A 20870-nucleotide genomic window follows, 5' to 3' on the forward strand; every position below is an offset into this window, starting at 1 on the left:
TAGACAGAATTACGGACAGACTCGCTAAACATTCATAATGATGGCATTTTGCTTCTGATAGAACTCAGAAAGCTTTCTGCCTTTATCCTTGTCAATGCTTCTGACAAAAGATAATACACCTGCTATGATTTCATTCTTATTTGGTATTTCATTTCTTACTAAATCATAAATCCTTTTTCTATAAATGCAATAATCTTTTTTACTTATAGTGATTCTAGGTGTGACGGTTAAACCTGTAACCTCTCGCCGTACCTTTGGTCCTAGAAATTTTTCTTTTTTAGAGTTAATGATGAATCCTTCATCGCAGATAATATCCTTTATTAAATAAGATGCTTTTTGTAAAATTAGTATTTTATTTCCTGATATGCAAAGATCATCTGCATAGCGTGTGTATGTTAAAGCCCGTTTTTTACAATATGTAGATATACGATGATCCAGTCTTAAGCAAACAAGGTTAGATAAGGCGGGTGAAGTCGGTGCACCTTGAGGTAAATACCCCCCTTTAGCGCAAAAAGATGTTAGTATAAAAGCTATGTTATTATTATATCCTATATTTTTAAACAGAGTATATACATGCGATGCTTTGACATTAGTAAAAAAATCTTGCAAATCAAGATTTAAAATGTATTGATTTCCCTCGTGCGGTTTAGCATTATCAATAATTGATTTTTTTCTTACAAAGCCTTTTGCATAAACTGAAGGTGACAATTTATCTAAAATATATCTTAGAACCCATCGCTGTATTGCTTTTAACTCCTTTAAAGGACTCTCTATGTGTCGAATACCACCGGATTTTTTTTTCATTTCTATACGGTGATAATATTTATCATTATTAAAGCTAAATTTTGAAATAACTTCTTTCGGAAGCCTAAGGGCGTGTGATAAATCGTCCACATTCTCAAGGATCGGAAGGGATAATAGTTGCTGAGTGTATTTTCCTTGATGAGCATTCATATTTATTTCATCATAGTAGAAGTGCATTTTCTAAGCGATAAAATTGTGCGCTAGTTTTTAACGACTACAGCGGGGAAGGAAAATGAGCAGACATACCTGTGAAGGTATGGATGCGAAGCATCCTTCCGTAAGGCGGATGTACGAGTCCCCCAAATCACGGCGGGCGGGAGTTGGGGGACTCGATCATCACGCTATCTTTGTGATGAACTGCGGGAACGGAGAGACTCTCCATCCACTGTGACCACTAGCGAACTAGAAAGCCACCTGCTTAAAAACTAGCGCACGTTGGGATTTTATGATGAATAGCAATCAGTGTCTAGCATATTGTTTATTCATAATTTTTGTTCTTAATTCAGCGAGTGATGATTTCAAATGAAAACTATTTATTATTGAATTATAACCTGTTTTAGTTATAGTAAATAATCCCTCTTGCTGGTTAATCATCCCAGCCCTTATGAGAGAGTGCGTTGCAGCTTTACAGGCAATATTATCTCTACTTTCAAACTTTCTCCCCATGATCAGTTCCATGGTTTTGTATACCGAGCGTAAATTTAAATCATCAAAAAGATATATTAAAAGGAGGACATGCTTCGAATATAATAATATATTATCTAGCTCTTTTTTCTTTCGTCCATTTGGAAGCGTTTCTTTAATTTTATCAAGAACAGCTTTTACATGTTTTGGATTTTTTTCATCAAAGCTTTTCGGGATGTCAAATATTTCACCACCATGCGTTCGGACAAGCCTTATAGGTCCATGATTGATAAAGCTTTTTCCTGATTTATATTCCCCCAATCTCATAACAAGCATTTTCTTTGCTAAGGCTTTATCCATAGAAAATGCGCCTAACTCAGCGAAAGAACCGGGGCTTTCAGGTATAAGAACTATCAGGTCAACAGAGTTCGCGAGTTGTGTTTCGAGGGATAGTAGACTATTTTTTCCCTGTCCTTCGAGAAGGTCTTCAAACAAATCTTCTGGATAGGTAAGAGTGATTCCTTTTTCCTGAGAAAGAAAAGTCGAAAATTTATACCGAAGACTTTTTTTGTCGGACTTATCTTTCCCACATAAGAATATCGTTTTTCGTGAATCATCAAATCCATTAATTAATAGATCTCTAATCTCATCGACGGTTTGATTAATATATAGGTCGGAAAATTTGTTAATGATGCTCTGTTGGGGAAGTTTCATGATCATTCCTAACAATGGCACATCAGCATAGATGTTTATATATTCTATTCTAAAAAGAATCTTATTGCACCATAAAGATTATAATTTTAGTATGGCGTTATAATATTAAATCCTTTTAATTGATTTAAATATAATATATTTTATGCGAGTGAAAGTAAAGCCGCCAAATTAGATTGACGGCTTTATTGTGATCAGAGCGCAAAGTCTTCCAGTGTCTTACCTGCTTCAATAGCAGCAGCTATCGCTTTAGGAGTACGGCCCTGACCCGTCCAAGTCTGCTCGTTGCCGTTTTCATCTGTATATTTGTATTTGGCAGGGCGAGGAGCGCGGGTCGATTTGGCTTTAGGCTGAGATGAGCCAACAGTAGCAAGGAGTTCAGCCGGGTCAATACCATCTTCTAACAGTTTCTGACGGAAGGCTTCAAGCTTAGCCTGACGTTCTTCTTGTTCTTTACGGACGGCACTTTCTTCCTCACGACGATCTTCAACGACAGCAGAGAGTTTTTCCAGCATCTCTTCCAGAGTTGCCAGATCTGTTTCACGAGCATGTGCGCGAAGTGTACGAATATTGTTCAGTGCCTTGAGAGCTTCACTCATAGTATGTCATCCGGTGTTTTAGAAAAGGCGATTAATAAAAATAATATATGCTGTGTTGTTGTATAGTCAAAAAACAACCAGTAAATAATATAGTAAATATTGTCGCTTAAGCAATACAATAAATCTCATTTGACACGGATAACATAGGGCGGTTCTTCAAAGAGACATTTTCCTGCGCTTTTGGCTTGATGGCTCGAACTCTGACGAGATATGAGAGAGTTGCTCAAGACTTTGTTCTATGGAACGCTGGAACTCAACAGCGGCTTCTGTACGCTGTTTTATGACTAAGGCAATTATTTCATCATCACTCTTTTCTGAGATTACTTTACGATATAATACACGTTCGTTAAACAGGTCAAGATTACCTGATGATTTCGCTGATGTGTTAGCTTTTGAACTGCTTATTGGGTTAAGCTCATCAATAAAGTATTCAATAAGAGATTCTCTCTTTTTTTCAAGTCTGCGAAGTTCGGTATGTGCAGACTTAAATTTCTGAGCCTTAATCAATGGAATATCATCAGAGCGTAGCCTACGATATTCATTTCTGTATTCTTCTATCGAAATATGATTTTTTAGTTCTTTGACTGTATTTACGTATTCGATTAAATCACTGTTGTCTGTTTTTACTTCTCTCATAAGAATACCTCATAAATAAAATGGTGGATATATTTATATTACGAGATGTAGTGTAAGTGTCAAATTGGTATGGATAGTTTACTTATTGGTTTTAAATAAGGCATCTTTATATGCTCATTCCTATTCATTATGACGTTAATTATATTGCCAAGCAGTGATTGAATGATGTATGATTTTGACGTTTAGCGATTGAGTCACGCTTAAGGAAGGAAAAATGGCGTCTATAGATGAAAGATTTCTTGATTTTATTAGATCTAGGAAAAACAATATAGTATTGGACGATATAAAGGATGATTTCAAAAAAAATGATGGTACTAACTCGAAAATGGCAGATTATTTGTTGTTCAATAAAGATGTTATTTTAGAAAAAAAATTGCTAACAAATGATAGAACTGATTTAATAAATGAAAAACTTAATGAGCTAGCCAAGACCGATGAATGGCTCAAAAGGAGCTGGTTCGGTAGAGTTCATATTGAGGAATTGATTCGAAAGCACCCTGAGTCAGATGCTTTCAGAAAAAAGATAATGGATTATGCTTATAGAAATATAAAAGATCTTGTGGCCACCGCCAATAGACAAATTAGAGCAACAAAGGAATCTTTAAATATTCCTAGAGCAGTCGGTGGACTTGTTATTCTTAATGAATCGATAATGCCTTATGAATCTGAAAATGTAATGACAGAACTTAATTTCCTTGTTGAGAATCCACATTATGAACATGTTGATTTTGTGCTCTATATATCAGAGCTACGTAGATCAACACATAATATGATTGATATTTCAGCAATGATAAAAAGTAAATCCTCTAGATATGAGTTTGTAAACTGGTATATAAAAAACGTATTCTCATTCGATTTCGCTTCATTTTTTAATCACCCCATACAGTTTTTATAATAGGGTGAGACTTTGTGAAAATGCCTTGGCTTTATGGAGCTACCTTTCCTATAGGAACTGCTTGAGTAAACATCTTTCTTGAAACTACGGTGTTTTCCCTTGGCGATTAATTTTATTGCCTCTATCCTTCTATCTTCTTTTTGTTTTTTGCATTTTTGTCCTTCAAGTAATAAGTTTTCATGAAAGTTAAACGATCACCATTAAACATATAGTCTGGATTAATAAAATAATAGTTCTGTATCATGGTCTCAGCAATAAATTTCTTGTCAGCAAGTTCTTTCATACCTTTGAAATAAGTAGTTCTTGATATTTTCACGATATCTTGATCAACAATATCGAATGACATTAATATCGTATCTGTATCTTTATTATCTCTGATAGCAAGATACAGTATCTTGAATACTTTCTTACCGGATGAGGATAAACCCTCAATAGCTGATACGCCATCCACATAAAGCTTCACGAACTGTGTCTTGTCTACTTCCATAGACTGAAAGAAACCACCATTACCAACTTGTTCTCCCGTACTCTCATTAACTAATGCTAATCGATCTTTTCCTGTAGTAATACGTCTGACGCCAGTTTTTGTATGTAGACTTGTATCATTAAGAAATGGGTTTTTAGTATGACGTGGGAGACCTCTTCTTGATTTCTTTACTTCAGTTTGTATCTTATTTTCTATCATGGTATTTACTCCTTTATTTTTTTTAGTTATACATTTAAGTAAATACTATATTTTGTGTGCAAGTCAATACTTAAAGTTTATATTTTTTAAAATAACTAACACTTGATGTTTTTACGTATAAAACTTGTAGTGCTACAGAATATATACAAATAACACTTTATTATTTTTATTTGAGAATAGTTATCAACTTAAGTACCGGGATTCGGGACTTTAACTCCCGAGAGTGCGTACTTTGTTTTAAGCTATAGCTGACTTGAGAGCATTTTTCTTCTTCATTATTCAAATAGCGAAGCTTTGGATGACATTTTAAAGAATATAATATTGAAAATAGTTCTTCTCTTTAGTTGATTGGTGCCTTATCAAAATGGCACCAGTGGTGTTATCTGTGTTATTTTTCCTACTATGTTATTACAGCGAAGTGATTGTTTTCTACAATCACGAACCGCTGCTACTATCGGGACTGCTTGATTAATTTTACTTTAACTTTATATGCGTCTACGACGCGATCTTTTTTGGATAAATCCAATATTAACAGGGGCAAGCCCTGTTCAGCAGAGTGATTGTTCGCAACAATCACGAAGTGCTGCTACCAAGGATATAGTTTTCCTATACGTTTAAGAGCAAATGCTATATGCCTAAAGGGAAAAACTATGTTTAAACATAGGATCTAAATTCAGCATCATGAGGAAAAGAGATCAAACAATGATCGAGTGCTTTTCTTTTTATTTAACAGACAGGAGATGAATAAAATAAAAATGTCAGCGTCAGGGCGTAGCCGTGCGTCAGCACAGAGATAAAGATTTTTTCAAAAAGTAGTTTAAAAATAAGAGGGAAAATCATGGTTAAAACATAAATAAATTTGATTTTCACGATCGCGATGTTGTATTAAATAGTAATAAAAAAAGTAAAAAATAAAATGAAAAATATTAAAATAATAACACTCTTTCATCCCTATGAGAAAACACCATTTATGATCTGTATTGTAAACAAAGTAGAAGATACTGAACATGGAATAAAACTCACTCTTGAAAATGACAATGATATTTATGTCAATAATTATAGCCATTATCTGTTATCGGAGTCTGTAAGTCGTTGCGATAAAGATAGGTTGAAAAATATTTATATTCGCTTGGTTTCAGAACTCACACAGATGAGTGAAGAAACTATAAAATCACAGATGTTATAATCTGAGTTATCAGTTTCAGATATTGTGATGTTATCCATAAGGTCAATGCTTTTGGGTTGAATCTATATCCAGAGCTATCAACGAACATGGGTCAGGTTAAAGTCGAATGCGGTAAGTGGCAGTGTTCTGGTAAAATGCGTTGTCTGATAGCGTCAGGAGGCGATGAGCGATGGAAGGTAAATTAATTTTTTGTTCCGATGCAATACTGCGGTTTCAGTCCGATTACGATGAAACCTCGGCGGTTCCATTGCTATCCATCCAGAACACGATAGCCAATACCGATCCCTTCTTTCTTCTTCGCTTCTTCCACCATACTGTTCTGATTGAAGAAGGAACAACGCTGGCAAGTATCTTTCTGGCAATAGAACCGTGGAAGGCACTGTTAGCAGCTTATCTGGACAGAGATGTTGGTGCTTATATAGATGAGGTTAGAAAACCGTCTGGGCCAACGACAGGGAATATTGAATGGATTGGGATTGACCGTCGTAGCTCGGTTTATCGCGCTTACAAGCGTCAGGATATGGAAGAAGGGGAGGATTTTTCGACCTATTTTAATCGCGAGCGGTTCCCGACTGATGAGTTTGACATAGAAAGTAGCTGTGATGCTTCCGGCTTTATAAAAGGAGATAAAGAACGCTGGAGTATCAGTGGTGATGTTCATGAGATAAAGAATCTGCCTGTAATCCTCTATAGCAAACAGACATTGATGACTTCATCGAAAGACGGTTTGCTGAAGAAAAACGTATCGGGTGTGAAGAGTTCCAAGCACAGTTGCTTTGTTTATGGCGATACCTCGTTTTCTTTCAGTGAGGTAATGGAAGCTATCTTCATCAGTGGGCTGTTCTTCTATGCGCCAAGAGACGCCGCCAGTAGTCTTGATGAACTGAAAGCGAGTTTGGCCGGACTGGAAGAAGAACTGACCGAGGTACCTGAAACAGAATCGGTTGATAATGGAATAGATAAAGAACCTACCATAGTTGTAGCTGAAGGTGCTTTTGATTCGGCCACTGCTCACATGGAAACAGAAGCTGAGGAGTAGCAATCCATTAAGAAGCTGTGCCAGCGAGAAGGTGAGCTACCTATACGTATTGGTGGTATCAAAATAGCGGAGCTTCCAGAGCAATATTCATAATTAAATGGTTTTTAGTAGTCATTAAAAATCAACTAAAACTGTACTTTCGATACAGTTTATTTTTATGCAAATAATAAATGTATTAAGAGATCTTATTACGATGGAATATTTATTTTACAATGCCATTTTTCAATACCCATTTTTTCTTTCCTGTTATGAAATCTTCTACAATGGCCTTGATTTGTTCAGAGAAATCGACTTGGGAAATGTTCGCTATTGGCCTGTAGTACATATATTTACAACTATAACCTTTAATTTTTATTTTAATGCTTGAGTCTGCGTTTTCAATATGACCATTTTCAATTTCTTCAGTATATGCGTTTTCTCCGTATTTCATGTTATTATCTTTTTTGTGAAGTAGTTTCGATAGATTATGAATACTGTAACGCTCGTTGTTGTTTACATTACAAATGAAAATGGAATCTGACTTTTCAGTTTTAAAAATATTTCCTATGATTTGTGCTGTATAGGTATTTTGTGATTTCAACCATTCCTGATCAATATTTAACTCGAAACTGAATATTTTTGGAGGGATTTGGAATGGTATATTAAAGTTGATTGTCTTTAAATATGGAGTTCCATCTTCATCCGTCCAGTCTTGTTCTTGCTGATCTCTGATAACAAGCAGTTGAATGTTATGTTGCTCTGCTTTTATCTTTGCGCCACTCTGATATCCTGTCCGTGTTGCATAAATTAAGTTTAAACCCGGTATATCATTTGTTTTGCTGATAAAAGCATCTATCTTTTCAATAGACACCCGGGAGGAATAGTCCTTACACTCAATAACTGAACGATAGGTATGGCCTCCGATTTCAAACTCCCAATATATGTCAAATTCTCTGTCAATACCTGAACGGTCTTTGATCTTTTTATTTTTCTCAATGTTTATATTTTTAAGGCTAGGGACATTTCCTGCATTAATTAAAGAACGTTGGATATCTCTGACAAGTTCTTCATATTCTTTTCCTGAATTAGCCATGTGAGAATCCTTATATCTGTTATCTCTCAGATCAATTTAATACCAAATAATGGCAAATGCTATCATTGTCGTTAAACCCAATCAATCATTTTGCCGTTCCTCAGCGGAAGGTCATTCTCCAGAAATATCACAGATCATCTTCTTTATATTGCTACCTGCTGCTAAAGCAAGATTGTAGCTTATCTTGATAGTAAAAATCACCCGTAGTGCAGAACGACGCCACTCACTCCCTCTCCACATATCCCACACGCACTCGTTCAGCAAGGTGAGTAGTTATAAAAATTGATCGGTATAACAGATCGATAAATTATTTATGATAGATAAAAACTATCAGTCGATCGTCATCGATCGATAGAAACAATATGACGAATAGAAAAAATAATTTAATTATATCAATTTGTTAGTTACTGATATCGATCGCGAAAGTCGGTTCTCTCCTTGCATGGCACTCATCCGCTGCTAGCAGGACGGCGCTGTTCGCTATCACAAAGGAGATAGGAAAATGAAGAAGATTTTACTCGTTGCTGGCGCAAGTCTGGCACTGGCGGGATGTGGTGAAAAAGGCGATTTTGAGAAAGCGATCAATGCCAAGATCGGGCAGACCAAATACTGCTTCTCGCTGGATAACAACAACACCAGTTTCCCCATCCGTCTTGCTAAGCCACGGCTTGATTCGACTGGCACAGGGACGAATTCAGTGATCCTCGACGGTTTTATTGAGCAGGGAATGATGGTCTTTGAGCAGGGCTATGATTCGAACGTATTAGGGATAACAGACGAAGGAGTAAAAGCTAAAGTCTGGAGCACAACAGACGGTGCTTGTGTCGGTCGTCGTGCTGTTGACGAGATCAAGGAATGGACGGAACCGAGTAACGGCGGTCAGAAGGTTGTTCGTGTGTCATATACATGGAAGCTGGTTGACGTTCCGGGCTGGATTGACAAAAAGGCGTTCGTTGGCGTTAAAGGGATGAATGAATCTGTTGATGGTGCAATGAATCTCTTTAAAACCAGCAATGGCTGGAAAGCCAATTAAGGACGCCATCATGGAAAACAATACCATCAAATGCCCGTTTTGCTTCAAAGAGAGTCAGCGTGGGGTTCACGTCTGTACAGGCTGTTTAGCGACGGTGTTATATGGCACCTTTCCCGGCTGGTATGCTTTCGTGATCATCCTGTTGTCTTTTGGCATGTCTTTTCTCATTGGCATGTCTACAGGTATGGCAGGAGCTACTATCAGCCTCCCAGTAATCGCTGTTGTTGGATTTGTCGCTGGTAAGGCTATTTTCTCTGATAATGTTGTGTTTAGGCGAAGGATGTAAAAAGCGAAAAGAATTATATAATGGGCGACGTTTTATGGTTCGCCCATTATAAATATAACTAAAGACCATTTCTCGCTGATTTTATATCCAATAAGTTTATTTTATCTATCTTATCTTTGTGGATAACGATAGTAAGTTTTGCCGGAAATTTAAACCTCATTTCACTTATTCTAAAAGTCCATAACATTATTTTAAGTAAATCCTCATCGCTAATATTTTTATGTTCCTTTATTCTGGTGATTCCAGAGCCAAAGATAGGAACAGAGACACTTTTTTGTGCATATATACGATTAACTTTGTCCCAAAAATTTATTAAAAATGCTAAGTAATCCGGCATTGTAAGAAAAGCTCTATTTTTATCGTCAAATTTTGAAAATGCAGTTAATAGATAATCATTATTAACAAAGATAGTTCCTAGCGAATATTTTTGTGTTTTACCCTCTTTTCTTTTATGGTTGATCTCAAGCCGTTCATCTTCTTCAAACTGATGATTAGAAATACGATGATTCAAATCAGATACGGACCCTGCTAAATAGTTATCAATATATAATCCATTAAGTGAGTTATGAGAAATGACAACATCATCAACTTGCGTGTCAAAATATTCATTAAAAGCAATGACCTTGAATCCATCTTGTCTGAATAAATCACCTGCTTTTACAGTAACAATACTGCCCTCAACATCTAAATTAACTTCCGAAAGATTATTTGATTTAAACCATATGCCGAAATACAACAAGAACAAAATAATTAAAAATATAATGCCAAGTGTTAGTTTGTTTTCTGTTGGAATGTCTACAAAAATCAAAAAAAGTGAAAATATGGTACTTATAGTTGATGTGTAGTCTGAAAATTTTTTAAGTATACGCTTATCGAAAAAGTTAACTTTTGCCATTTTGTACCAATCTTGTTAGTTATATGTAAATAAAATGTGTTGATAGTGGTTTCTTATAAATGATGTTTACACTATCTGATATATAATGTATTTTCAACATGTTGCTACTAATATTGACTGCTTCATGGGGACTATATGAGTTATCGTAATAAGACATATGTAGCTTTTGCAAGTGAAGATATAAAGCTTTATCGTCTAATGGAAGCATGGAAAGCAAATGAAAACATAGATTTTAACTTTTTTGATGCTCATGATCTCTTTATTTCAAGGGATACAAGTAAGCCTGAAACCATAAAGCGAAACCTCCGCGAAAGGATGAAAAATGCTAAACAAGTAGTACTGTTGGGAAGTAGTAATACTAAGAGAAAAGGTAGCGATGGAGTATCGTTTCTTGCCCATGAAATAGATCTTATCGTAGAATTTAACCTTCCTGTTGTAATAGCTAATTTAGACGGAGATAGAACAGTCGATAAGAACTTCATTCCTAAACCGCTTTTAGATTCAGAGCATTATACAGTGTCTGTTTCCTTCCAACCTAAAATTATTAAATATGCATTAGATAATTACTGTGTTAACTATTATTCAAGTTCAAATAGTGGTAGTTATCTATACCCTGCATCTGTTTATACTAAGTTAGGTCTGTAATATTTCAACGTATACTAAACAATATATGGAGTGAGCACGGAACACTCATTCCATAACGAATATATTATTTAGATGTGTTAATACGCTTGATTTTGTGCATCGAAGATATTAAACACTTATGATTTATTGTTTTATCTTCTCCTGTATGCTATCTCAGCCAACTCTCTTGCTATTTCCTTAACGCTATATAGAGAAGTTTGTAGTGCCATTTTATCCGCCAAATAATGGCTGTATTTAGATACCTCTTGAGCATTGATATTATGCCAGATTGGCAATATAATCTTATTATCATCATACACTGCACGATTAATTAAACTATCTAATTCGTACTGTGTCCATTTCTTGTTTAGAAAGTCATGAGAAAGTATGACTATGCCATAATTTGCTTTTCTTAGACCTAAATCAATATTTCTTCTTAAGCTATCGCCGACTTCAAGTGTCTGTTCGTCATACCAAATAATTATACCAAGTCGATTTAACTCGTCTACCAATGGTCTGACAAAAGTATCTTTATCTTCATTTGCATGAGATATGAAAAAATCATAGTGCGTATCATTGTTATCTAGCATGACGTCATTCTTTATTTCATATGGTTGATGAAAAATAGCTTGTAATTTTGCCCAGTCTATTTCAGCTAAAGATTTATTATTGTGATAAAATAGTTTTTGAGAAGGGAAATCAATATCCGAAATGTAAATAATAAATATATTGTTTATTTTCTTTGCGTCAACCTCCTTCCACTCCCATCTATAATCGTGGATATAAGAAATTGATGCTTGAAAATAATTATTGGAAATTAAATTACCTGCACGAAATGTCGCATTACTAATATTAAACGCGAGGTATGAGTTACCTTCTCCGTTGAAAATAATATTATATCCCTCTTTCAATAGATATGAACGAATCTCTTTGGTTTTTTGGTGCTGTTTCCATGCGAGGAATAAAAGGGATGGAATTACTATTGAAAGAAAGATGAAGAAAAGGATATTATATATATTGTTGTCCAAAACATTCACCAAGCATATGGAAAATTCATATTTCATAGGATATCACATTTTTAGCCTATGTAACATTCATTTGATTAAAAATTAATAGTGGAGATAACATTACTATTTGATGTTAGATTTTCTGTTAGCTGGTTTTAACTTTGGTATAGAAGGTTTTCCACCAATAGACAGTATAAATTCCATGTGTTTGTTGACCTCCGTTTGTTCTTGCTCAAAACGATTTGGGAAATGAACAGTCTTGTTAATATCTGATTCGTTGGCATAGACTCCTGCTTCTTGTGATGTTTGGTCATTGTTAAACTTAGCGCGTCTTTCAAACTCTGAGCGTGAAACATACACACCCAATACCTCATCAAAGACATAGTTTTCGGCAATGCGCTTATCATGGTCAGCATCAGTGGTATCGGGTTTCCTTCTGGCCCATACAAATCTCTCTTTGAAGAAGCCCACCACAAGTAGTGTGAAACGCTTAAACATTCCATTCTGACGTGGTTTAACTTGCTTTCTATTACTTGTAGGAGCACGGTTCATCGCTCTGGTGTTTCGAGAAGAAGGGGTTTTCAATTTAGTGGATTTATTTGGTTCGGGAACAACTAGAACAGGGGATTTCTTCCCTGCAGCACTAACTCTACTGACCTTATTGGGATCACGGTAAGATTTTACTGCTGGCCTTCTGCTTATGGTTGCTGTCGTCATAACAGGCTGCTGCTTTGTTGTTGCCGGGTAGTCTGGAAGAACAATCTCTTGTGGTTCAGCAAGATGTGTAATCGTAAAACTTCTGATATCAACCACGATCTCCAGTGGTAGCTCACTGAAAGTGGTGTAGACCTTCTTCGCCTCTTCTATTTGCTGATTGCGTAGGGCTTGTTCGGCAGCTCGTTGTTCCTGAGCTTCCTTATCATTCCACTTGGCACGATGAACACGTTGCATTGCTGGACGGTTTGTTTTGGTTGCCTTGGCAAGCCACAAGGCTTTCTCTTCTTGGCTGAATGCTTCTTCTGCTTGGGTAAGGGCATAGGCACATTGAGTTCTGAGTGAACGGTGATCGATACGTTCTTCACTGCCAATAGCTTCAAGGTAGCTGTTCGACATCGTGGCCCACGACTCACGCCACTGAACAACCATCTTCTTATCATTCCAGCTTCTGTCTTTTTTACCGAAACCAGCAGTGGTGATAGTTTTCAGGGTTAACATGACGTGAGCATGGGGATTTTTACCGTCTAAATCATGGAACGCGATATCAGCTATCATCCCCTTATCGACAAAGTTTTTCTGACAGTATTCGGCAACTAATTTTCTCTTGTCATCGTTATTTAATTCTACAGGGATAGCGACATCAAAATAACGGGCTGTTTGACCATTTTGTTGACGCTCGACTCTTTCAACTTCATTCCAGAGTGTTGAGGAGCTTTCAACAATATGAGCAGGTGCGGAAACAGGTGCTAATATAATATGACCATGTAGATCTGTTCTGTGGCTGAAATCAAATGTTTCGCCAATGCGATCATCTGTAATACGTGTACGGGCATGGTAGGCAGCTTTCGCAACGGAAGTCATGCCTTCGCTTCGTTTTACAATTTTAAAATCCAGATGAAAAATCGCCATTAACAAATTAACCTCAAATAAAAGTGCTGCTGTTAGTTTTTCGCCAGAAAAACTTTGGGGTTGACGTTGACCTTGGTTTTGCTTTTAGCCTGCGGCAGCAACCGTCGGTAGACCCCACACACTGCGTAGCAGTGTATAGGTGGGCATTGTCTTTAAAAAAATAAGCCAATGTAAACCCCCCCCCCTTATTAATTAATACGAAATATATTGAATGTTGTAAAACAATACGCCGGATTAAGTGGCACAAACTGGATTAAAGGTGTAGGTTTCGCGTCCGTAGGACAAAAAGAGTAAAGAAAAGGCCCGTAAGGGCAAAAGAAGTATTAATTATTCCCGCCGTAAGGCGGGGCCGCTAAAATTGAAGAAAAAAGCTAATAAAACAGAAAGTGTTATGTGTTGCACAATTCACAGGTTGAGGTTAGAAAACAGATTTAAAAAATAACAGATGAAAATAAAATAACAAACATACAAAAATAAGTAACGCGGAGAGTGCCGGATGTTTTTGGTTAGTGAATACTATCACATGCGTTGCACAATTTTATAAAGAAACGTATCAGAATCATTGTCTCTGACAAAACGGTGTAAATTTGACGTTATTTATCTTTGTGGTAATTAAAATAAGATATAACAATCGAAGGAGGTAGTATGGATAATGAAAGTAAAAGATCAAGAACAGAAAAAACATTAAAGCAAAAAGTGGCATTTGCTCAACTTGAACTTAACCGCCTTAAGTCAATGGAAAAATCAGAGCAAAAGAAAGTTGAAACAAGACTCAAGATTATTCTTGGGGCGGAAGTAGCTAAGGCTATGAATTGTGGTGTTGAAGAAGTGGATAAAGAACTTGTTATGGGGATTTTACTTTCAGCGTCTGAGTTGAATGATATTGAAAGAATCAAATATATAAAAGCAGGGAGATGGTTTCTTACTCAAATGGATGGAAGACAGAAATAAAAAGATTAAATAAATTTCATGACAGGGGTTGATATCTAATAAATCTCTGTTATCTATATAAAAGAACAGAACGCTGAATGATCTTTTTATTAATACATATTTTTTCCTTTCAACTCATGCGTTCTGTTCCACACAATAATTGTTTAATCTTTATTTTGTTTTATCATTATTATCACTTTTCATGAGAAATGTTAGTCTTTTATGATTAAGTGATGATAGATAAGAAGTGATAGTAAATGTTGTTTTTAAGTCTCCAGAAGGGCAAAGAGAAATCTTTGCCTTTTCTAATGTAATCCACTCGTCGGGATAATTAACATAATATCATTGAATAGGGTTGTTTATTTATCTTCATCGTTTATATCTCTTTTTATCATTAAAACAAAAAGGAGATGATGATGATTTTATTGAAAAAAAGAAAAAGTAAAAAAGGTTTCTCATTACTTGAATTATTGCTTGTTCTGGGGATTATTGCCGCGTTAGTGGTTGCGGCTTTTATTGTGTATCCCAAGGTTCAGGCTTCACAAAGAGCGCAGGCGGAGTCTAATAATATTGCTACCATACAGGCAGGCGTGAAAGCACTCTATACTTCAGCATCCAGTTTTACCGGACTAACGAACACCGTCGCTGTTCAGGCAAAAATCTTCCCTGACAATATGTTGAGTGGAACAGGTAATACAGCAAAGCCCATTAACGCATTCAAAGGGAATGTCACGCTGGCGGCTGCAGCTACAGGACCATCATCAGCGACTGGCTCTTCTTTTACCATTACCTACAGCAATGTGCCTGCAGCGGAGTGTGTGAAGATTGCAACCGCAGCAGCAGGGAATTTTTATATTGCTACGGTTGGAACGAAGGTGGTTAAATCTGCTGGCGGAATGCTTGATGTAGCAGTGACAGCAGCGGCTTGTAATAGCGCAACGAACAACACATTGGTATTCACTTCTATTTAAATAAATATATTTATTTCGTTGATACAGAAAAGGGTTGTATGGCTCTTTTCTTTTTGTAAATCAACGGAGCCAAACAGCATCATTCATTATAATCGTTTCATTTATGGGACAATGCTAAGTTTATAACATGATTGTCTTTTAGTTGACAAAAAATACGAATAAATATAAAAGGTTTATTTTTTTATCTATTGTGATAAGAATATGTCAGTATAAATTATATTGTAATGATTTTTGAAGTAGTGTAGATTTACTATGAACTAATAAAGACATGACAGGTGATACGGAGATGGCCTCAACAAAAAAATATCTGGAGTTCATATTAGGACAGTTATCATCATTAGAAGAAATAACTTCACGCGCAATGATGGGGGAGTTCATTATTTACTATCGCGGAAAGATTGTTGGCGGTATCTATGATGATCGTTTTCTTATCAAACCGGTCCGCTCTGCAATAGCTTATATGCCTGTCATTTCTTATGAGTTGCCTTATGAAGGGGCGAAAGAAATGCTGTTGGTGGATAACGTCGATGATAAAGAATTTTTAGCAGGATTACTTGATGCAATGTATGATGAACTGCCAGTGCCTAAAGCCAAAAAATAACAGAGGTATAGGACAGTGCAAATATATACATACCCTAAAAGCCGTTCACTGAGAGTTCTATGGGTTTTAGAAGAGCTTCGCATATCTTATGAAACAATAAAAGTTGATCTGCTCGAGCCTAATCCAGCCATAAAATCACCACATCCGAAAGGAAAGGTTCCGTATCAGATTGATGACAATGTCATCTATTGATGAGACATTAGCAATTTATTGCTATCTTTGTGATAAATATAATGGAACAGCGCTTTATTCTTCTGACTTAAAGACTAGAGCTTCGATCTACAGGGCAATGAGTAGGACTGCTTCCAATAAACCTCAAGATGCCGATTAAGAGCAACCTAACCAGCACAGCCCTTATCATGCCTCATGTCAAAAGAAGTTAATCTTCTTCTCTGAACAGCGTGGTCTTACATTTAGCACAAAGAATTCTTCTGTGATTATCCCACACTTGTATCAAACCAACATCGCTGAATTTTTCATGACCACAACTGTAGCAGGATATTTTACTTAGATTGTGCTTTTTAATATATTCCTCTCTGGTTGGAAGTTGTTTCCAGTAGCCTAATAGTCCGGGCATAATTTCTCCTTGAGCTGTGTTCTGAAATTAATATCTTCTATCTATTACATTAACCCAACTGATTTAGTAAGAAATTATGCTTTATCACATTTTTGAGTGTGTAAGCTACTACCATTGCATTTATAGCACTGTTATCGATGATAATGCTTACAAGTAGATTAGCTGTTGGCAAAACAATACCCCGTCCAATCATCCATCAACGCCACCCGTTTAGGCCATAACGTCCCACGTTGATACGCTGCTTCAGCCTTATCAGCCAACTGGTGCGCCAACGCATGTTCAATAACCTCACGTTGATAGTCCGTTGCTTCACCAGCCCACTCACGGAAAGTAGAACGGAAGCCATGCTGCGTTAAGCCACTATGTCCCATTCGTTTCAATACAGCCAATAACGACATATCAGAAAGGGTTTCAGCGCGAGGGGCAGGGAATACATGATTGTTATCTTTCAATCGTGGTAAATCTTTTAACAGAGCAACAACAGTATCAGATAGAGGAACCCGATGTTCTTTTGCTGCTTTCATACGGCTGGCGGGAATAGTCCATGTTTTACCTTTCAGATCGATCTCTGACCACTCTGCGCCACGAACTTCACCAGAGCGAGAAGCCGTCAGGATAGAAAACTCCAACGCACGAGCTGAGATTCCTTTACGTTTGCGCAGTTCAGACATAAAAGAACCGATTTCTTCATAAGGTAATGACGCATGATGTTTCTGAGCTTGTACTTTGCTTGGTAAGGGGAGAAGGGGTTTCAACATACCTTTCCATGCTGCTGGGTTATCACCTTCAAAATACTCTTTAGCCTTTGCGTAATCGATGATGGCTTCAATACGGCCACGAAGACGACTAGCCGTCTCATTCTTGGTTAACCAGATTGGTTCCAGTATTGCAAGAAGATCTACTTTGGTGATTTCACCAATCACTTTTTGCCCAATAAACGGGTAGGCATAGGTTTCAAGTGTCGATCGCCACTGCGCCACATGCTTTTTATTCTTTAGCTCACTACTTTTGATTTCTATCACGGCTTCAGCGCATTCACGAAATGTCTTTTGCTTACGTGCCAGAGCTTCTTGAGCCGCTTTTCGAGCGTGTTTTTCTGCAAGGGGATCAATGCCATTACGGATCTGCTTACGCAGTTCACGCGCCTTATCGCGCGCTTCTGACAACGAAATTTCGGGATAGGGGCCTAACCCCATGTTAAGGCGGCGGGGAACTGTTTTACCTGCTTTACTGATGCGGGTTCCCATTACAATACGCAAGCCCCACACTCGTGAGCGTCCGATAATCCGAAGGTATAGGCCATCAGCGCCACCAACGTAATATTCTGCATCGGCCTTAAGTTTAGAAACAGCCAGTGCAGACAGTTCTTTAGCTTTCTTTGGCATAAGTAGGATTTCATCGTGGTGCATTAGGTGGTGCATAAAATGACAGATTTTAGACCGTTTAGCAATACAGTACCGAACACTAAATAATGACAACATATTGTTTTATATTTAAAAATTAGTATTTATCTAGAGTTAGACGGACACTAACATGGCGGACTACGCTTCCGCCAAATAAAACAAGGGGTTACCGAAAGGTAACCCCTTGTTGCTTTGTAGTGTTGGAATATTCTGAGGTTCCAGCCCATAAAAAGACCCGCCGAAGCGGGTTTTTTTATGCCTGTTTTACTGCAACGGGTGCCCATCTGAGAGATGAGCTTCATTTCGCTGATTCATTCCCTGTTTTAGGGCATCAGCAACAGAGTCGGTCACGACTTCCTCTGCTCCCATCGCATACCTCAGACGTAGAGCGCCGCCTTGCCGATAGATGAAAACAAATGCATCTTGTGAACCACAACGGCTTTTGCGGCTTCCATTGGCCTGATAAATAAGCTGTTAGGTTCGTGGCTGCCTGATTTCAGCTCTTCTTCCAGAGCAACAAAGAATGCTTTTTTCATGTCGCTGGAAATATTGATTTTTCCGACCCCGTGCTGGATAGACTCGGCGACTTCTTCATCCTTATTTCCCGATCCGCCATGAAGAACCAGCGGGATGGTTAACCGCTGTTTAATGGATTTCAGCCTTTCGATATCCAGTTTTGGCTGCATTCCTGCAGGATATAAGCCATGCGATGTACCAATCGCGACCGCCAGCGTATCGACCCCGGTCTCGTTGACAAATTGCTCAGCCTGCTGCGGATCGGTATACAGTATTTCGCCATGCCCGCCTTCGCCGCTGCCTTGTGCCACGCCGATGGTACCCAGTTCAGCTTCAACGGAAACACCTGCAGCATGAGCGACTTCCGTCACGCGGCGTGTGATAGCGATATTGTCTTCCAGCGGGTGCGCTGAAGCATCAATCATCACTGAGGTATAGCCGGTGCGAATCGCCCGCATAACCTGCTCCAGAGTCTGCCCATGATCCAGGTGAATGACGACCGGTACCGTTGCTTTGATAGCCAGTTCACGAAGATAGAAAATAAAATCATCGCCGGTGAAATCATGTTCATCAGGATGAATTTCAAGAATAACCGGCGAACGCAGCTTTTCTGCAACCTCAATAACCGCTCTGGCGAATTCGGCAGAAGCAATATTAAAAGCGCCAATACCAAATTTATGTTGCTGAGCTACAGATAATAACTCTTTCATATTCATAAGCATGACTACATCTCCTGTACAGTTTCAGGGCTGTCTTTTTTAATAAAACGCAGAATAATCGCGGTGAGTAACGCGCCGGCGGCGATGGCGACGATATATCCCACAACGTGGGTGATCACATTGGGAATAAACATGACGAATATGCCGCCGTGTGGGGCTCTGGAGGCACATCCCAGAGCCATGGAGAGCGCGCCTGCCAGCCCGGAGCCGGCGACGATAGCGGGAATAACGCGTAGCGGATCGGCTACGGCATAAGGGATAGCGCCTTCAGTGATAAACGACAGGCCGAGAACATAGGTGACTTTGCCGGTGTCCCTCTCCTGACGGGAGAATTTCCGCCCGAACAGCGTGGTGGCGAGTGCAATACCCAACGGCGGTACCATTCCTGCCGCCATACAGGCCGCGATAGGTTCGTAGATCCCTGTCGACATCAAGCCAATTGCAAACATACAGACAGTCTTGTTAAGGGGACCGCCCATATCAAACGCCACCATCATGCCTATCAAAAGGCCCATAATTGCTGCGTTGGTATTGCCCAGGTTTTCGAGGAACGCTGTCAGCGAGTCGAGAAGAAACTTAATCGGTTCGCCAATCACCAGCACCATTAACGCCCCGGTAATAAAAACGCTCACCAATGGCACGATTAAAATAGGCTTCAGGCCCGCTATCGATTTAGGAAGGTTGATATATTTGACGATGAGCAGCGTGGCGTATCCGGCCAGAAAACCCGCCAGCAAAGCCCCCAAAAAACCTGACCCTGTCTGAATGGCCATCATGCCGCCGACCGCGCCCGACACTATCCCCATATTGCCGCTAATCGATTTACTTATTCCGAGCGAGAGAACGGGTAGCATCAGCGCAAAGGCCGCACCACCGCCAATGTCAGAGAGCATTTTCGCCAGCGGGTTAAAATTTTCATCTCCCGGCGTTGCCGCAGTAATACCAAATGAGAAGCTCAGCGCGATTAAAATACCGCCGGCAACGACGAACGGGATCATCAGGTTAACGCCGGTGATAAGATGAATATAAATTTGAGACACCAGTGATTTATCTTTATCTTTTTTCGGCGATTCCTGAGCATCGTCTGCCGCCAGGTGTCGTTGTGGCTGTAATTTACCGGTGACAATCTCGTCCAGTAATCCTGCTGCATCCTTTGCGGCGCGAGTCACCGAGACGCGGATTATATTTTTGTTATGGAAACGAGAGATATCGATGACCTTATCCGCGGCAATTAAAACAATATCTGCTTGTTGAATATCCTCCTCGGTAAAAATATATTCACTGTCTACGGCGCCATGCGTTTCAACGAGTAAAGGGATGCCTTTTTTAAGGGCGTTCTTTTTAAGATTGGCTTCTGCAAGGTAAGTATGTGCAACGCCTGTTGGACAGGCGGTAATGGCAATTATTTTCATATTATTCTCCTTGTGAGGA

The 20870-nt window shown here is 38.4% G+C and carries 22 protein-coding genes and 1 pseudogene; 10 read left to right on the forward strand and 13 right to left on the reverse strand.

All coding sequences use genetic code 11. The features are described 5' to 3' along the window. Positions 1-24: 24 nt before the first annotated feature. The 4 genes from K2184_RS24670 to K2184_RS24685 all read right to left on the reverse strand — a co-directional run bounded on the left by K2184_RS24670 (position 25) and on the right by K2184_RS24685 (position 3374). The gene (locus tag K2184_RS24670) at positions 25-954 is read right to left on the reverse strand and encodes a retron St85 family RNA-directed DNA polymerase (RefSeq protein WP_227628991.1); all 930 of its coding nucleotides are present in this window, start codon (positions 952-954) and stop codon (positions 25-27) included. Positions 955-1263: 309 nt separating this feature from the next. Continuing rightward, a complete protein-coding gene (locus K2184_RS24675; protein WP_163525826.1) occupies positions 1264-2142 on the reverse strand; it encodes a retron St85 family effector protein in 879 nt (292 codons plus the stop codon). A gap of 191 nt (positions 2143-2333) precedes the next feature. After that, positions 2334-2738, reverse strand: a complete 405-nt coding sequence (locus tag K2184_RS24680; RefSeq protein ID WP_163525825.1) for an H-NS family histone-like protein — start codon at positions 2736-2738, stop codon at positions 2334-2336. Between the two features lie 156 nt (positions 2739-2894). Continuing rightward, positions 2895-3374, reverse strand: a complete 480-nt coding sequence (locus tag K2184_RS24685) for a DUF4756 family protein (protein ID WP_196552874.1) — start codon at positions 3372-3374, stop codon at positions 2895-2897. Between the two features lie 214 nt (positions 3375-3588). Between K2184_RS24685 and K2184_RS24690 the strand changes: the two genes are divergently transcribed. Then, positions 3589-4269, forward strand: coding sequence for a hypothetical protein (locus K2184_RS24690; protein WP_163525824.1), 681 nt, complete (start codon positions 3589-3591; stop codon positions 4267-4269). 121 nt (positions 4270-4390) lie between these two features. On the opposite strand, the gene K2184_RS24695 is transcribed toward K2184_RS24690, so the two are convergent. Beyond that, a complete protein-coding gene (locus tag K2184_RS24695; protein ID WP_023201857.1) occupies positions 4391-4954 on the reverse strand; it encodes a replication/maintenance protein RepL in 564 nt (187 codons plus the stop codon). 916 nt (positions 4955-5870) lie between these two features. Between K2184_RS24695 and K2184_RS24700 the strand changes: the two genes are divergently transcribed. Then, complete coding sequence (locus K2184_RS24700) at positions 5871-6140, forward strand: hypothetical protein (RefSeq protein WP_024146121.1); 270 nt, start codon at positions 5871-5873, stop codon at positions 6138-6140. Between the two features lie 169 nt (positions 6141-6309). Then, positions 6310-7272 (forward strand): annotated as a pseudogene (locus tag K2184_RS24705) (hypothetical protein). Positions 7273-7381: 109 nt separating this feature from the next. On the opposite strand, the gene K2184_RS24710 reads toward K2184_RS24705, so the two are convergent. Beyond that, a complete protein-coding gene (locus tag K2184_RS24710) occupies positions 7382-8251 on the reverse strand; it encodes a restriction endonuclease (protein WP_163525823.1) in 870 nt (289 codons plus the stop codon). 502 nt (positions 8252-8753) lie between these two features. On the opposite strand from K2184_RS24710, the gene K2184_RS24715 reads away from it, so the two are divergent. Beyond that, the gene (locus K2184_RS24715; protein WP_163525822.1) at positions 8754-9284 is read left to right on the forward strand and encodes a membrane lipoprotein lipid attachment site-containing protein; all 531 of its coding nucleotides are present in this window, start codon (positions 8754-8756) and stop codon (positions 9282-9284) included. A gap of 10 nt (positions 9285-9294) precedes the next feature. Then, positions 9295-9570 carry a hypothetical protein gene (locus tag K2184_RS24720; protein ID WP_000430095.1) on the forward strand — a complete coding sequence of 92 codons (276 nt, stop codon included), beginning with the start codon at positions 9295-9297 and terminating at the stop codon, positions 9568-9570. 58 nt (positions 9571-9628) lie between these two features. On the opposite strand, the gene K2184_RS24725 is transcribed toward K2184_RS24720, so the two are convergent. Next, positions 9629-10465 carry a macro domain-containing protein gene (locus K2184_RS24725; RefSeq protein ID WP_001151471.1) on the reverse strand — a complete coding sequence of 279 codons (837 nt, stop codon included), beginning with the start codon at positions 10463-10465 and terminating at the stop codon, positions 9629-9631. Positions 10466-10600: 135 nt separating this feature from the next. Between K2184_RS24725 and K2184_RS24730 the strand changes: the two genes are divergently transcribed. Next, complete coding sequence (locus tag K2184_RS24730) at positions 10601-11110, forward strand: TIR domain-containing protein (protein ID WP_000122166.1); 510 nt, start codon at positions 10601-10603, stop codon at positions 11108-11110. Positions 11111-11241: 131 nt separating this feature from the next. On the opposite strand, the gene tcpC is transcribed toward K2184_RS24730, so the two are convergent. Continuing rightward, positions 11242-12153 carry an NAD(+) hydrolase TcpC gene (gene tcpC / locus K2184_RS24735; RefSeq protein ID WP_196557194.1) on the reverse strand — a complete coding sequence of 304 codons (912 nt, stop codon included), beginning with the start codon at positions 12151-12153 and terminating at the stop codon, positions 11242-11244. Positions 12154-12219: 66 nt separating this feature from the next. Beyond that, a complete protein-coding gene (gene mobQ, locus K2184_RS24740) occupies positions 12220-13722 on the reverse strand; it encodes a MobQ family relaxase (protein WP_196552875.1) in 1503 nt (500 codons plus the stop codon). A gap of 645 nt (positions 13723-14367) precedes the next feature. On the opposite strand from mobQ, the gene K2184_RS24745 reads away from it, so the two are divergent. The 4 genes from K2184_RS24745 (at position 14368) to K2184_RS24760 (ending at position 16416) form a co-directional block, all read left to right on the forward strand. After that, positions 14368-14673 (forward strand): conjugal transfer protein TraD, encoded by a 306-nt coding sequence (locus K2184_RS24745; RefSeq protein WP_163525781.1) that lies wholly within the window; start codon positions 14368-14370, stop codon positions 14671-14673. A gap of 392 nt (positions 14674-15065) precedes the next feature. Further along, positions 15066-15623, forward strand: a complete 558-nt coding sequence (locus K2184_RS24750) for a type 4 pilus major pilin (RefSeq protein WP_163525785.1) — start codon at positions 15066-15068, stop codon at positions 15621-15623. 286 nt (positions 15624-15909) lie between these two features. Next, positions 15910-16224 carry a TfoX/Sxy family protein gene (locus K2184_RS24755; protein ID WP_163525780.1) on the forward strand — a complete coding sequence of 105 codons (315 nt, stop codon included), beginning with the start codon at positions 15910-15912 and terminating at the stop codon, positions 16222-16224. A 15-nt stretch (positions 16225-16239) separates the two neighbouring features. Continuing rightward, positions 16240-16416: a glutathione S-transferase N-terminal domain-containing protein gene (locus tag K2184_RS24760; protein WP_224256813.1), complete on the forward strand. Its 177-nt coding sequence runs from the start codon at positions 16240-16242 to the stop codon at positions 16414-16416. A gap of 187 nt (positions 16417-16603) precedes the next feature. Here K2184_RS24760 and K2184_RS24765 read toward each other — a convergent pair whose 3' ends face one another. The 4 genes from K2184_RS24765 to K2184_RS24780 form a co-directional block, all read right to left on the reverse strand. After that, positions 16604-16801: a hypothetical protein gene (locus K2184_RS24765; RefSeq protein ID WP_163525779.1), complete on the reverse strand. Its 198-nt coding sequence runs from the start codon at positions 16799-16801 to the stop codon at positions 16604-16606. Between the two features lie 158 nt (positions 16802-16959). Then, a complete protein-coding gene (locus K2184_RS24770; protein WP_163525778.1) occupies positions 16960-18186 on the reverse strand; it encodes a tyrosine-type recombinase/integrase in 1227 nt (408 codons plus the stop codon). A 395-nt stretch (positions 18187-18581) separates the two neighbouring features. Next, complete coding sequence (locus K2184_RS24775; protein WP_017146179.1) at positions 18582-19442, reverse strand: ketose-bisphosphate aldolase; 861 nt, start codon at positions 19440-19442, stop codon at positions 18582-18584. Positions 19443-19444: 2 nt separating this feature from the next. Beyond that, entirely contained in the window at positions 19445-20851 is a 1407-nt protein-coding gene (locus tag K2184_RS24780; RefSeq protein ID WP_163525777.1) for a PTS fructose transporter subunit IIC, read from the reverse strand. Between the last annotated feature and the right edge of the window lie 19 nt (positions 20852-20870).

Origin of the sequence: Klebsiella sp. K5-306 (assembly GCF_051835185.1) — a bacterium.
Taxonomy (GTDB): Bacteria; Pseudomonadota; Gammaproteobacteria; order Enterobacterales; family Enterobacteriaceae; genus Klebsiella; species Klebsiella oxytoca.

Bases quoted from the DNA above. Each gene is read 5' to 3' on its own strand.
- K2184_RS24670 (WP_227628991.1), bottom strand. From the start codon at position 954: ATGAATGCTCATCAAGGAAAATACACTCAGCAACTATTATCCCTTCCG.
- K2184_RS24675 (WP_163525826.1), bottom strand. From the start codon at position 2,142: ATGAAACTTCCCCAACAGAGCATCATTAACAAATTTTCCGACCTATAT.
- K2184_RS24680 (WP_163525825.1), bottom strand. From the start codon at position 2,738: ATGAGTGAAGCTCTCAAGGCACTGAACAATATTCGTACACTTCGCGCA.
- K2184_RS24685 (WP_196552874.1), bottom strand. From the start codon at position 3,374: ATGAGAGAAGTAAAAACAGACAACAGTGATTTAATCGAATACGTAAAT.
- K2184_RS24690 (WP_163525824.1), top strand. From the start codon at position 3,589: ATGGCGTCTATAGATGAAAGATTTCTTGATTTTATTAGATCTAGGAAA.
- K2184_RS24695 (WP_023201857.1), bottom strand. From the start codon at position 4,954: ATGATAGAAAATAAGATACAAACTGAAGTAAAGAAATCAAGAAGAGGT.
- K2184_RS24700 (WP_024146121.1), top strand. From the start codon at position 5,871: ATGAAAAATATTAAAATAATAACACTCTTTCATCCCTATGAGAAAACA.
- K2184_RS24710 (WP_163525823.1), bottom strand. From the start codon at position 8,251: ATGGCTAATTCAGGAAAAGAATATGAAGAACTTGTCAGAGATATCCAA.
- K2184_RS24715 (WP_163525822.1), top strand. From the start codon at position 8,754: ATGAAGAAGATTTTACTCGTTGCTGGCGCAAGTCTGGCACTGGCGGGA.
- K2184_RS24720 (WP_000430095.1), top strand. From the start codon at position 9,295: ATGGAAAACAATACCATCAAATGCCCGTTTTGCTTCAAAGAGAGTCAG.
- K2184_RS24725 (WP_001151471.1), bottom strand. From the start codon at position 10,465: ATGGCAAAAGTTAACTTTTTCGATAAGCGTATACTTAAAAAATTTTCA.
- K2184_RS24730 (WP_000122166.1), top strand. From the start codon at position 10,601: ATGAGTTATCGTAATAAGACATATGTAGCTTTTGCAAGTGAAGATATA.
- tcpC (WP_196557194.1), bottom strand. From the start codon at position 12,153: ATGAAATATGAATTTTCCATATGCTTGGTGAATGTTTTGGACAACAAT.
- mobQ (WP_196552875.1), bottom strand. From the start codon at position 13,722: ATGGCGATTTTTCATCTGGATTTTAAAATTGTAAAACGAAGCGAAGGC.
- K2184_RS24745 (WP_163525781.1), top strand. From the start codon at position 14,368: ATGGATAATGAAAGTAAAAGATCAAGAACAGAAAAAACATTAAAGCAA.
- K2184_RS24750 (WP_163525785.1), top strand. From the start codon at position 15,066: ATGATGATTTTATTGAAAAAAAGAAAAAGTAAAAAAGGTTTCTCATTA.
- K2184_RS24755 (WP_163525780.1), top strand. From the start codon at position 15,910: ATGGCCTCAACAAAAAAATATCTGGAGTTCATATTAGGACAGTTATCA.
- K2184_RS24765 (WP_163525779.1), bottom strand. From the start codon at position 16,801: ATGCCCGGACTATTAGGCTACTGGAAACAACTTCCAACCAGAGAGGAA.
- K2184_RS24770 (WP_163525778.1), bottom strand. From the start codon at position 18,186: ATGCCAAAGAAAGCTAAAGAACTGTCTGCACTGGCTGTTTCTAAACTT.
- K2184_RS24775 (WP_017146179.1), bottom strand. From the start codon at position 19,442: ATGCTTATGAATATGAAAGAGTTATTATCTGTAGCTCAGCAACATAAA.
- K2184_RS24780 (WP_163525777.1), bottom strand. From the start codon at position 20,851: ATGAAAATAATTGCCATTACCGCCTGTCCAACAGGCGTTGCACATACT.